Source organism: Nitrospiraceae bacterium (assembly GCA_019637075.1).
GTDB lineage: Bacteria > Nitrospirota > Nitrospiria > Nitrospirales > Nitrospiraceae > JAHBWI01.
In genome coordinates this window covers 742,931-755,722 of sequence record JAHBWI010000001.1, presented here as the reverse complement: position 1 = coordinate 755,722, position 12,792 = coordinate 742,931, and the positions used below count along the sequence as shown (strand labels likewise).

General features: G+C 61.0%; 11 protein-coding genes. 10 read left to right on the top strand and 1 reads right to left on the bottom strand.

Going from position 1 to position 12,792, the window contains the following annotated elements; all coding sequences use genetic code 11:
• The first annotated feature begins 45 nt into the window (after positions 1-45).
• From KF814_03580 to KF814_03535, 10 genes are read left to right on the top strand one after another with little or no spacing between them, the layout of a single operon-like run.
• A complete protein-coding gene (locus KF814_03580) occupies positions 46-1,164 on the top strand; it encodes a glycosyltransferase family 4 protein (GenBank protein ID MBX3235210.1) in 1,119 nt (372 codons plus the stop codon).
• On the top strand, positions 1,161-2,312 hold the full coding sequence (locus KF814_03575; protein ID MBX3235209.1) for a glycosyltransferase family 4 protein: 1,152 nt from the start codon (positions 1,161-1,163) through the stop codon (positions 2,310-2,312). The genes KF814_03580 and KF814_03575 overlap by 4 nt, the downstream gene beginning before the upstream one ends.
• Positions 2,302-4,257, top strand: a complete 1,956-nt coding sequence (locus KF814_03570; GenBank protein ID MBX3235208.1) for a hypothetical protein — start codon at positions 2,302-2,304, stop codon at positions 4,255-4,257. Before KF814_03575 ends, KF814_03570 begins: the two co-directional genes overlap by 11 nt.
• A 15-nt stretch (positions 4,258-4,272) precedes the next feature.
• Positions 4,273-5,727, top strand: coding sequence for an O-antigen ligase family protein (locus tag KF814_03565; GenBank protein MBX3235207.1), 1,455 nt, complete (start codon positions 4,273-4,275; stop codon positions 5,725-5,727).
• Positions 5,728-5,748: 21 nt separating this feature from the next.
• Positions 5,749-7,458 carry a hypothetical protein gene (locus tag KF814_03560; GenBank protein MBX3235206.1) on the top strand — a complete coding sequence of 570 codons (1,710 nt, stop codon included), beginning with the start codon at positions 5,749-5,751 and terminating at the stop codon, positions 7,456-7,458.
• A 13-nt stretch (positions 7,459-7,471) separates the two neighbouring features.
• Positions 7,472-8,902: a hypothetical protein gene (locus KF814_03555; protein ID MBX3235205.1), complete on the top strand. Its 1,431-nt coding sequence runs from the start codon at positions 7,472-7,474 to the stop codon at positions 8,900-8,902.
• A complete protein-coding gene (locus KF814_03550) occupies positions 8,899-9,153 on the top strand; it encodes a hypothetical protein (protein ID MBX3235204.1) in 255 nt (84 codons plus the stop codon). The genes KF814_03555 and KF814_03550 overlap by 4 nt, the downstream gene beginning before the upstream one ends.
• Before the next feature lie 8 nt (positions 9,154-9,161).
• Positions 9,162-9,449 (top strand): hypothetical protein, encoded by a 288-nt coding sequence (locus KF814_03545; protein ID MBX3235203.1) that lies wholly within the window; start codon positions 9,162-9,164, stop codon positions 9,447-9,449.
• 51 nt (positions 9,450-9,500) lie between these two features.
• Complete coding sequence (locus KF814_03540) at positions 9,501-10,199, top strand: polysaccharide biosynthesis/export family protein (protein ID MBX3235202.1); 699 nt, start codon at positions 9,501-9,503, stop codon at positions 10,197-10,199.
• On the top strand, positions 10,159-11,343 hold the full coding sequence (locus tag KF814_03535) for a class I SAM-dependent methyltransferase (protein MBX3235201.1): 1,185 nt from the start codon (positions 10,159-10,161) through the stop codon (positions 11,341-11,343). Before KF814_03540 ends, KF814_03535 begins: the two co-directional genes overlap by 41 nt.
• A 72-nt stretch (positions 11,344-11,415) precedes the next feature.
• Here the strand turns inward: KF814_03535 and KF814_03530 are convergent, their stop codons facing one another.
• Complete coding sequence (locus KF814_03530) at positions 11,416-12,756, bottom strand: sigma-54-dependent Fis family transcriptional regulator (GenBank protein MBX3235200.1); 1,341 nt, start codon at positions 12,754-12,756, stop codon at positions 11,416-11,418.
• Positions 12,757-12,792 lie beyond the last annotated feature (36 nt).

Below are 12,792 nucleotides of genomic sequence, written 5' to 3'. Positions count from 1 at the left end.
CGATGCGCTGTCAAGGTCCCGCAAACGAAGGAAGGAACGAGGTCCGTGCGGATCGGCATTGATGCGCGGCTCGGACTGCGGTCCGGGGTCGGTCGCTATACCAGGGAGTTGATCGACGCCGCCTCGGCTTACGCCCCCGAGCATACGTTTGTTCTGTTTGTGAAGCCCCGCGACCTCGACGTCTTGACCGCGCTCTATAAGGGCAGAAGCAACATCGAATGGAGGGCCATCCCAGGCACACCTTTTCTGCTGGGTGAACACCTGTCGCTCTCGTACGAGGTGACGCGCGCTCGATTGGACCTGTTGCATATCACGTTCGACTACGGGATGCCGCTGCTGGCTCCCACGCCGACGGTCTTGACGGTGCATGATGCGTGGTTCGAGGCAGAGACGTTTTTTCGGTCCCGTTGGACCAAACTGTATTTTCAGACCATGACCAAACGCGGCATTCGCAAGGCGACGCGGATCATCACGGTGTCCGAATTCGTGAAGGGGAAAATCCTGACGTTTTGCCCTTGGATGCGGGCGAGGGCGGAGGACATTCTGGTCGTTCCGAACGGCGTCGGCGAGGAATTCTCTCCCTTGAATGGGGCCCAACAGGGGCAAGATCGGCCGGCGGCGCGGGATCCCTACATTCTGTATGTGGGTGTGCTCGCTGCCATCAAGAACATCATGGGGTTGCTCGATGCCTACGCGTATCTCCGCCGGATCATGCCTGCCGCACCTCGGCTTGTAGTGGCGGGAAAGCGCGACTCGAGTTTCCCCGATCCGCTGCCGCGCGTGCGAGAACTGGGGCTGGAATCATACGTTACCTTGCCGGGCTATGTGTCGGATCAGGCATTGCCGGAGCTGTACCGGCGAGCGGCGCTGTTCGTGCTCCCGTCGTTCCACGAAGGGTTCGGCATTCCCGTCATCGAAGCCATGGCCTCCGGGGTGCCGGTCGTGGCTTCGAATCGGGGCGGTCTTCCGGAAGTGGCAGCCGGTTCGGCTCGATTGGTGAATCCGTTGGATCCCGAGGACATGGCGCAAGGAATGAAGGCGGTACTGTGCGATGCCGCTGCGTCGCGCCTCATGGTGGAGGCCGGCCTTTGCCGGGCGAAGCAGTTTTCATGGAAGACGTCGGCGAGGCGTACCCTGGATGTATATGCAGAGGTGGGAGGATGAGCGCGCGCGTGTTGCATGTGCTGACGACCACCGCCGGAGGGCTCGGGCAGGTGGTGTATGCCATCTTGGACGGATTGGATCGTCGTGAATTCAAGGTGGCGGCGGCGTTTGGGCCCGGCTATCCGATGGATCAACAGTTTCGCGCCCGTGGGATCGAGGTGTTCCCCGTCCGGATGCGAAGGGGCATGAATCCGATGAACCTGCTCGGGTTCTTGGACCTGGTGCGATTGCTCCGGCGCGAACGATTCGACATCGTGCACGCGCACAGTTCGATTGCGGGAGTGTTGGCGAGGGTTGCGGCTAGACTGGCCGGTGTGCCGATGGTCGTGTTCACGCTCCATGGCTACGCGACGCTGGATTTCGACCGCTCGCCCTTGCGGCCGCTGTTCTGGACGATCGAAAAACTCATGGATCGCTGCACCGACGGGTATGTCGCGATCTGCCAGTATGTGAAAGACACCTGGAGCGGCAGAAAATTGGTCGATCCCGACCGGGTCGCCGTGATTTACAACGGCGTGGATCCCGAGCGGCTGTCGCAAGCCGTCGATACCGTGCGGATGCGGCGGGAACTCGGTGTGCCGGAAACCGCGCCGGTCATCGGGACAGTCGGGCTGCATGAGGTCCAGAAAGGCACCCGCTTTCTCGTCGAGGCGATGCCGGCCGTGTTGCGGGAGTTCCCCACCTGTCGGCTCGTGTTGGTCGGAGATGGTCCCTTGCGCGCGGAGCTGGAAGCGTTGGTCGGGCGATTGGGCCTGGGGGAGTCGGTGATCTTCGCCGGGTGGCGAAACGATGCCGCGACCTTGCTCCGGCTGTTCGACCTGTTTTGCCTGCCGTCGTTGCAGGAGGGATTCAGCGTCGCGTTGCTCGAGGCCATGGCCCAGGCCAGGCCGATCGTGGCGACCGCCGTGGCGGGCAATCCGGAAGCGGTCGTGAATCGGGAAACGGGATGGTTGGTGCCGCCCGGGGATGTGGAGGCGTTGGCGGAAGGATTGTTGACGCTGCTGCGCCGGCCGGAGTGGGCTGCAGAATTGGGACAACGCGGGCGGCAGCGGTTGCTCGACCTGTTTACGTTACGCACGATGCAGGACCAGTATGCCGCGCTCTACCACCGGATGCTCATGGAAAAGAGAGGTGGCCATGCATTGTAAACGCTGGGGACTCTCCGTCTTGGGGTTGATGGCATTCATGTGGTGTGGCTCGCCACCGGAGACGCGCGCGGCCGAACCGGCAGGGACATCGACGATCACCGTCAATGCCAAAGAGGCGACCGGTCCGATGCCGTCCCTGTTCCGGGCAGGCATGTTTCTCAACGAGTATCCGCTCGATCAGTCCTTCAAGACCTTCTTTTCAGAACTGAAGCCGGGGCTGATCCAGGTCATGCCCTTGAAGGATGCTTTCGATGTCGGGTCCCTGGCGGAGTACGTACGCCAGTTGCCTTCGCTGCCCTCGACCAAGTGGGCGATGGAGGCTCACGCTCGAGGGGGGCGGGTCATCGTGGGGCTCACGGAGATGCCACGATGGTTGCGGCAAGGCGGCCAGGACGGATACCTCCGGCCGCCGCGCGATCTGAGCGGCTGGTCAGACTTCGTGGAGGCAAACGTCCGGTTCTTCAACGAGACATTGAAGCTCGATGCCTTGTTCGTCTTGTGGGACGAGCCGGATTCCCCGATGTTTTGGAAGCATGCGACCGAGCAGGATTATTTTACGCTGTACCGCGCCTTTGTCGTGGGGGCGCGCCGAGCAGATCCGGCCGCGAAGGTCGGGGGGCCGGCCACGTCCTGGTGGGGGGCCAAGGGCCCCGGCTCGGACGGCAAGCAGCCGATGCTCAAGAGTTTCATCGATTACTGCTCGCGCACCTCCGCGCAGGAGGTTGGGCTACAGAAGCTCCCGCTCGACTTCGTGGTCTGGCATCAATTCAATACCGATCCCAAGGGGGACCCGCTGCTGTACCGGGTGCCGGTGGGATTTGTGCGGGAATGGCTTAAACAGGGCGGCTACGATCCGGCGACGCCGCTCATCAACGGGTCATGGAACAGTTGGCTGAATTTCGGCAAGGATCCCAACGAATTGAGCCAGGAGCGCGATCAGAGCTTTGCTGCCGCGTACGCGGTGCAGGCGGTGGTGGCGATGGAGCAGGCTGGGATTGCGGACCATAACTTTTTCAATCTTTTCGAGAACTGGCAGTGGAAATCCCTGGCGCAGGGCCGTCGCGACAAGGAATTCGGCGGCAAGGAGTTTTTCGGGGGATTCGGGCTCTTCAATCGCAGCGGCATCGTAAAGCCTGTGTTCAACGCGTTCAAGGCGATGGGTATGTTGGAAGGATCGCGGTTGCGGGCAACTACGAATGATCCCTACCTGTCGGTCGTGGCGTCGAGGACGGAGGAGGCGGTCTACGTACTCGTGGCCAATTTTCATTGGCCGGCCGAAACTCCGATGGCGCTGAAGGGACGCACGCTGATCGCGAACGGCTATTCCTTGCAGGAACTGGCCGGCTGGGCGAAGGTCTTGACGCCGGGCGTCGTGCAGGAAGTGGAGTCGGGGAAGCGATCGATCGGCAGCTTGGCGCTATCCGATTCGGCGAAGAGAGAACTCGAAGCACTTGCCTATCTCGACGAGTTCTATCGCCAGCGCGACAGCCGGAGGCCCGTTCATATTGCCCTGGACGGGGTACCCGGCGACGGCAATGCGGCGCTTGACGTCTATGCGGTCGACGATGAGCGAGGGAATGCGGCCCGGGCAGGCTCGGCGATTGCGGCGTTGCAACCCAAGGCGGTCGGAAATATTCAGGCCAAGGTCGGCGAGCAGCTGACGCAGTGGGGCCTGACGAGCGGGGAATTTTCGAAGTGGGATGCGCCGAGGCAGGCGCGGGAGATTCAGTCGGTCTTGCCGAAGCTCTCGGGGGAGCAACGGCGCACGGTCGAGGGGCTCGTGCAACAGACGGCCGGAGAGACGCTCGCTGCGTTGAATCGCTCGCCGGAGGTGGGGCTGGTGAAGCAGTCGCTTCCCCCGGTATCGCGTGCGTCAGGCGGGGTGTCGTTCGAGGCGCAAGTGCATCCCTACTCGGTCAATTTGTTCGTCCTGCACACGAAGTAAAGGACCAAGCGGAAGATGGCGCAACAGGTGCCGCTCGTACAGACCATCGTGGTGGGGGCCATGCTGGCCGTGTGGACCTGTCTCGACCCGATCGTAAGTGCGGCGTTGGGGCTCGATTGGTTTCCCTTCATGCTGTCGGCCGGGCTGGCCGCCTGCGGACTGGTGGGCGTGGTCGTCCTTCGTGGAATGGACGGGGTGTGGAGACACAAGGAACTGTGGGCGATCGGCTGTACGATCTTTGCAGCCCAGTTCAGCGGGGTTGCGCTGGGCAAACTCGACGCATTGGAGTTTGCCGTTCTGGTCCTGGTCGTGTTCTGGCTCGTCCGCGCGTTTGTGGAAGTCGACCGGACGGTGCAGGTGACGCCGTTCTTTTTCCCGATGATGGGGATTTTGTTCCTTGCGATCTTTCATTTCATCCAGCGGCCTCCGGTGACCAGCTACATCGCGATCGGCGAGAAGATTTTGATGTTCCTGATCCTGGTCGATCTGATGCGCACCAGGGAGTCGATTACGATCACCGCCAGATGCATTGTGTGGGTGGGCGTCTTCTCGGCGGTGGTGGCGATCGTGCAGTTCGTTCTGTTTTTCTTTTGGGGGATCGTCTGGACCATCGGCGCATCGGAGGAGAAGGCCCATGCCATGTTGAAGCCGACCCTGCTGGGCATGGTCGTCAGGGCCATGGCGTTTTTCCCGAACCCGGCCGGGTTGAATACCTATCTCCTATTCGCCTGCGCATTGGCGCTCTCCTTCGTGTTTCTGTCGCAGGGGCTTCGATGGAAACTGGCCTATCTGTCCGCCGTCGGGCTTATGGCCATTGCGGTGGTGTTGACTTGGAGCGCGGGGGCATTGATTTGCCTGGGGGCGATGTTCGTGCTCGCCCTGTTCGTGTATCGGCCGGCTCTCAGTATCCATATCTCGGCGTTGTTCCTGCTCTGCGGGATCCTGGTCTATCTGTCCGGGCTTCACAAAATGGTGCTGGAGATCGTGAAGGGGTTCGGAGGAAAAACGTCCGGCTCCATTCGCGTGGAACTGCTCGAGCTTGCGATGGCCTCGCTCGAACGGAATCCGTTCGTCGGGATGGGACTGCAAAACTTTGGCCGATTTTCCGGCAACTTGTTTCCGACAGGACCGTGGCTGTTCAAGTATCCGGTACACAACGCGTTCATGCAAATGGCGACGGAACTCGGGATCGTGGGCGGGGTGACGTATGTCTTCATGGTTGCGCTTATGTCGGTACGCCTTGCGATCGTCTTGTGGGGACGTTTGGATCAGGAGCTGAAGTTGATCTTCAAGGGGATGTTGCTCGGATGGGTGGCTCTGCTGGGTCACTTGCAAACGGAGCCGATGGCCTACGAGAGCACGTTTTGGGTGATTATGGGCGTGATGGAAGGGGCGATCATCATCGTGTTCAAACAGCGTCGCGAGGAGACGGCCTCGATACCGGCGGCTTCGGTCTTGGCCTCGGCGTAAGACATTGGTGAGGGACTGAGTATGTGGACATTGGGGATCAATAACATGCACGATGCGTCGGCCGCGCTGGTCCGTGACGGCCGGATCGTCGCCGCGGCGGAAGAAGAGCGATTCGTGCGGAAGAAGCACGTCTCCGGGTTTCCGAAAGAAGCGATCGCCTACTGCCTCAAAGAAGGAGGCATCACGCTGCAGGACGTGGCCGCCGTCGGCGTCTCCTGGCGCTATTGGGTGCTGGGGCATCGCGTCAAGTGCGCGGTCAAGTCCGCGGCGGAATCGATGATGCAGTTTCGGGCGAAAGCCTCCAGGGGCGCGGGGCAGATGACGAACGAGTGGTATCAACTGTTTCGGTTGCGCCGTCTACTGGAGTCGAACTTCGGTAAGGGGTCGTTCGAATTGTTTCACCTCGACCACCATCATTGCCATCAGGTCAGCGCGTTCTTTCCGAGTTCCTTCGAACGGGCGGCCATCTTGACTATGGACGGGGCCGGGGAAGAAGCCACGACGGTCTTTTCCCTCGGCGAAGGCACGAAAATTCACGAAATCAAGCGCATCAACCTTCCGCATTCCTTGGGGCAGTTTTACGCCTCCATCACGGCGTTTCTGGGATTCCGCGTGCAATCGGATGAGTACAAGGTGATGGGCATGGCCCCTTATGGAACTCCGCGCTACGCCGAGTTCCTGAGGGAACGAGTGCTGCAGTCGAAGCCTGAAGGGGAGTTCGTGCTGAATACCTCGATGCTCGACTACCATGCAGCGAGGTCCGGACAGTTCGTGCCCGAGTTGCTCGAAGTGCTTGGGGCTCCTCGCCGGCCGGATGCATCAGTTGAGCAGCGGCATATGGATATCGCCGCCAGCGCCCAGGCCGCGATTGAACAACAGATCATCGCCTCGGCTCGATGGCTGTATGAGCAGACCAAGGCCAAGGATCTCTGCATTGCGGGCGGGGTTGGGTTGAATTGCGTGGCCAACGGCAAGATTTTGGGGGCGACGCCCTTCGAACGAATTTACGTGCAGCCGGCTTCTGGGGACGCCGGGACTTCACTGGGGGCGGCGCTGCATCTCGCGCATGAAGTCGGTCGCGTGGAAAGTCGGGATGCCATGGACCACGCCTATTGGGGGCCGCAGTTTTCCAACGACGAGGCGGAGGCCGCCGCCGCTGCATCCGGCTTGCCGTTCGACCGGTTGCCGGACGAACGGCTGTTCGACGAGGTGTCGCAGGCGTTGGCAGACGGGCAATTGGTATTTTGGTTCCAGGGACGGATGGAGTGGGGACCGAGGGCCTTGGGCAATCGCAGTCTGTTGGCCGACCCTCGCCGCGCGGAAATGCGCGAGCTCATCAACGTGAAGGTAAAACGGCGCGAGGAGTTTCGTCCATTTGCTCCCGCGTTCCTGGCGGAGTCGGCGTCAGAGTATCTGGCGAGTCCGCATCCGTCGCCGTTCATGACTTTCGCGTTCAAGGTCAATCCTGAGAAGGCTCCGCTGGTGCCGGCGACCACGCATGTCGATCTGACGGCGCGGCCACAGACCGTCTCCGAGCGCACGAATCCGAGGTTCTGGCGCCTGCTGAAGGCGTTTGCAGCCAAGACCGGTGTGCCGGTCTTGTTGAATACCTCGTTCAACGTGCAGGAGCCGATCGTCTGTACCCCTGAGCATGCGGTGGCTTGTTTTCAACGGACCGAGGTCGATCTTTTGGTGATGAACAACGTCGTGGTCCGCCGGACGGCGCAGTGAGGTAACACAGTACATGGATGCTTATACGTTGTACGATTATTGGTACGTTTTGTATCGCAAGCGGGTCACGATCTATTTGATCGTGCTGTTTTCGATCATCTTCGCCGCAGGACTCAGCTGGCTGCTCCCCGGGGTCTACCAGCCGCGGGCAGTCTTCTTCGTTCCCTCGAAACCGGACTCGATGACCTTCTACTCGGAAAACTCTTCCGGGCAGGTGGCGCGCTTGCCGCTGATGCCCGAGGCGAGGGGCGAGCAGCAGAAGGTGTATCTCGGCATGCTGGAGTCGAGCGATTTGCGGGAGCGGGTCCACGCCAAGTTTCCCCAGAAGAGCCTGCGGGAGATCAAGCGCGATGTGGATTTTGAGAGCGGGGACGATTTCCTCGTGGAGATCCACGTTCGGGACAAGGATCCGAAGGTGGCCGCCGACATCGCCAACATGTATGTGCAGTTGTTCGATGAAACACTGGCCGGGTATTCCCTGCAGGCCACGGAGCGCAAGCGGGCGGAAGTAGAAAAGCAGCTGGCCGAGACCAGGACCAAATTGACCACGGCTCGAACCGAACTGGCGAACTTTCAGAAGAGCAACAAGCTGGCGAAGGTGGAGGAGAAGAGCGAGTCCCTCGCCAAGTACCGCCAGGAATTGGAAAAGGAGATCGAAGACCTGAAGGTCAAGGTGAAGCAGGCCGAGCAGAAGATTGCGAGTTCGCAGACGGAATTCGCGAAGGAATCGGTGGTGTTCAGCGAGTCCGAGGTGTCCCTCAGCAGCAATTCGATCGTGGAGAACCTGCAGAAGCAGATCTCCGACATCGAGAGCCAAATCGCCCGAGCCAGGTCGCGGTATACCGAGTCGCATCCGGAGGTCGTGAGCCTGCGCGCGCAATACAACATGAAGCGCCGAGACCTTGAATCGGAGATCAAGAAGGTGGTGGCGAGCGGCGCCAAGGCCCCCAATACCTTCGTGGAAACGCTGCGGCAGGACCTTGTCCGGTCCATGGTGGAGAAGGAAACCCTGCACGCACGCATCAACGGACTCGGCCAGGCGCTTGAGAACGTAGATCGCCAAATCGCGTCGGTGCCCTTTATGCAGGCCAACTATCAGGAACTGAGCCGGCGAGTCGATCAATACCAGCGGTTGGCGGACAATTTGCAGACGACGATCGAGGAAATCGCCGCGCAGCGCAGCCACGACATGAAGTCCTTGGTGATTGTCGATCGTGCGGTCCCGCCCAAGAATCCGATTTTCCCGGATCCGGTCATCAATACGCTGGTGGCGATCGGATTGGGATTGGTCGGGGGGATTTTCTATGCTTTCCTGATCGATTATACGGAGCGCATGGCTCTTGGCGTCGATGAGGACATGAAGGAACTCGAGGCGGAACTGGCGAAGGAGCGCCGGAACGGCGGTATCCCGCAAGGCAGTGAGAAAGAGGTGGAGTTGCTATGAGAGTCCTCAGTCGCCAGTTGGTCCGGCGCATTGCATTGGAAGAGCGGCGTGCCATCATGGATGCGCTGCAGTCTGCGGAGGCGCGGGAACATGAGTTTCTCACGCCTCCGGGAGTCGTGCGCCGCTACCACGGAGTCTTCGAGTGGGGGGGGCGCATTCTGATGGCGGTGTTGCTCGCGTCGTTCACCGTCTTCTTCAATTATTTGTTGTTCGTCCGCATGCTGCACTACCAGTTCGAATTTTGGAGATAGGTGCGTCCATGTTGTGGTTCAAGAAGCAGGGGGGTGAGAAACCCCATCCGTACGAGGCTGTGCGTCTGCGGGTCCGCCGGTTCTGGGAACCGACGTTAGCGGAGCGGCGCGTCGCAGGATTGTCCACCGGGCTGTATCCGTTCAATGGCGCCTGGCTGACGGAAGCGGACATTCGGGCAAAAAGGCAGAATCTCGCCCGTACGGATCGTGCCTTGCTGGCTGATCTGGTCTTGGTGGCTGGAGTCGCTCTTGCGGTCAGCGCGGTATTCATTCTGCTGGTGGAATTTGTCATCTAGGTCAATGTCGAACGGAGCAATTGGCAGGGATCCTTCAGGAAGGAATGGCACATGATCGGGAGAATCTGGAGCATGCTCGCTGGCGGGGTCATGACCCTCGCCGTCGTAGGGATCGCGTTTGCGGCGGAGGGCGGAAGTACGCAGAGTCGCGGTGGCGGGTCCAAATGTGTGGGCTCATCTTGTGGGGCGGCGGCTTTGAACGCCGATGCACAGGGCGAGCAGGGGGAGGAGCCTTACTCCCTGGTCGCCCCCGACTACATGATCGGGCCTGAGGACGTGCTGGAAATCACGGTCTGGCAGAATCAAGACCTGTCGAAGATCGTAACCGTCAGGCCGGATGGAAAGATTTCGCTGCCGCTGATCAATGACGTGATGGCGGCGGGCAAGACGCCGGCGCGATTGACGAAGGAATTAAGCGTCCGGTTGCGTGAGTATGTCGAGAATCCCTCGGTGAGCATCGTCGTCAAGGACGTGAACAGCTACAACGTGTTCGTGCTCGGCGAGGTGCTGCGACCGGGCAAGTATCCCCTCAAGATCAAAACGAATCTGCTGCAAGGCATCGCGCTGGCGGGAGGCTTCACGAATACAGCCGCGCGCGACCGCTTGACGATCTATCGATTCGGCAAGAACCGCGAAAGGCTCAAGCTGAATTACGACGACATCGTGGTGCGGGACGACGAAAAGCAGAACATCGAGCTGGCTCCAGGGGATGTCGTTCTGGTGCCGTCTCAAAAAACGGTCTTGCGGTGAGCATCCGCGTGAGCAGTCCCGGGCGGCGACCGATCAAGTCGGCGCCGTCTTGGAACAAGAGGAGCAAGTCGGGATCCTTGGTTCTGGGGTAGCCACCGTGAAAGTCGCGCAGCCCATCGCCGTGGAGGAGCAGACGCGTGTCACGAATCGCCTAGTCTGCCCGGTGTGCGGCGGGGCCGACGCAGCCCGCCTGTTTGTCTCCCGCGATTTTCAATTCAAGATCTCCGGCCGCTTCCAGGTAAGTCGTTGTGTCGGGTGCGGTCTCGACCGGCTGGATCCGATGCCGTCTGCCGAAGAGATCGACGCATACTATTCCCGCCTGGATTTATATCCGTACGGCCTTGCCAGACTCGGTCGATTGTCACGGCTGAAGGCCCTGCTGGGGCGGCACCTGGTCGGCGCACTCTACGGCCCGAGGTATGGCGTGGCCCGCCTGCTCGCCGGCCCGATGGCGAGACTGCTACGGAAGCGGTTGCTGCCGCTTGAACCGACGGGGCGCACCCTGTTCGAGGTCGGCGCGGGAAACGGCGCCTTTCTGCAGTCCATGCAACAACTCGGCTGGCGTGTGGCCGGCTGCGAGCTCAGCCGCAGCGGGGTCGATGCCTCCAGGGCTCTTGGGCTTGCGGTCGACCAGGGGACACTCGAGAGCGGCCGCTACCCGTCGGGGTCGTTCGACGTGCTCCGCCTGGATCAAGTGTTCGAGCATCTCCACGATCCGCGTGGCTTCCTCCGGGAGGCCTCCCGTGTGGTCAAACCCGGCGGATTTCTCATCATTGGGGTACCCAATGCTGAGGCGGCGTCCTATGCTCTGTTCGGTCGTTGTTGGGGCTTGCTGGGACTGCCGTTCCATCTGTTTCAATACTCCTCACGATCTCTTGAGACCTTGGTCACGGAGGCCGGGTTCACCGTGCAATGGTTTCGCTATATCCCCATGCCGGTCTGTTGGGTGTGGAGTCTCAACAACTGGGTGAACGAGCGGCTCGGCGGCCATGCCGACCGGGGCGTGATCAACAACCGCCCGATCCGGCTCTTGGCCAAGTGCCTGTGGGGGCCGATCCTCCGATTGTTTCTCCTCCTTGCTCCGAGGCGGGCGGAAGTCGTCATGGTCTACGCCAGGCGACGCCCGCATCAGCACGAAGCCTGAGCGTATCCCTGCTCCCGTGAAAAGAGTCAGTCGGGCCGTCGCGTGAGTGTGACCCCCAGCGGTGAGGTTCGTCTAGTTGTCGAGGCTATAGCGTCTGAGCTTGGCGAGCAGGGTCTTGTAGTCGATGTCGAGGGTCTGCGCGGCTTTGGTTTTGTTCCCAGCGTGGGCTTCGAGTACTCGCTCGATATGCAGACGTTCGACAGTGTCGAGCGTCAACTGGGCGGCATCCGTATGCAGGGGAGGCGTCGAGTCAGGAAGCAGCCGTCTCACATCCGCAGCGGTAAAGGGATTGCCGCCGGGACTCAGCAACAACAACCGCTCCAGGACGTTGCGCAATTCCCGGACATTTCCGGGCCAGCGATAGGCGATCAGCTCCTCCATGGCTTCTGTCGTGCACGGACGTGCGGTTGTGCCGGGAATTCTGAGGATCTTCAACAAGTGTTCGACGAGGCGGGGAATATCCTGCTTCCGTTCACGGAGGGGTGGAACCCGAAGTGTGACGGTGTTGATCCGGTAGAGAAGGTCATCGCGAAAGCGCCCTTGCAGCACGAGTTCTTGAATGTCTTGGTTGGTTGCCCCAACTACGCGTACGTCGGCATGGAGGGACCGTGTGCTCCCGACCGGTCGGTATTCTCCGCGGTCCAAGAAGCGCAAAAGGCTCACCTGCATGGGCCCCGGCATCTCGCCCAGCTCATCCAGAAACAGAGTGCCACCATCCGCGGCAACAATGAGCCCGGGTTTGGCGGCCGCCGCTCCCGTAAAGGCTCCCTTCTCGTGGCCGAACAGCTCGCTCTCCAAGAGTTCCCGGCTGACGGCGCCGCAATTGACGGCAATGAAGGGGCCGGTGGATCTGCGGCTTTGAGCATGGAGGAGGCGAGCCACCACTTCCTTCCCCGATCCGGTTTCCCCTTGAATCAGTACCGGGGCGTTGGAGGGGGCCACTTGGGCGATTTGTCCCTTGAGCGCTTGCCAGGATTGGCTGATTCCTTCGACGAGTACGTCATGATGGTAACCGCCCTGCCGCGCCGCAAAGTTCTCCCGGCGCAAGTCTCGTAGGGTCCGCAGCTTGGCCAGCGCGGCCGTGACGGCGGCGCCGTCGAAGGGGATGTCCTTCACCAAGAAATCCCAGGCTCCGTCCTTGATCGCGGACACGGCATCGGTCACATCGCCATGCCCGGTCAGCACGAGGACGTCGACGTCTGGTTGCCGCTCGCGGACCCAACGCAGAACCGCGCGGCCGTCCACGCCCGGCATGCGGAGATCCGTAATGACGCAATCGAACCGCTGTTCGCCCAGGCGATCGATCCCCGATTGCCCGCCGACAGCCGTCTGCACCTCGCAACCTTCTTCGCGGAGCAGTCGCTCGAGCGTCAGGCGTACAAACTCTTCATCGTCGATGACTAGAATGTTCATTCGTGAACCGTCGCTCGTCGTTCGTGATTGGCGGGA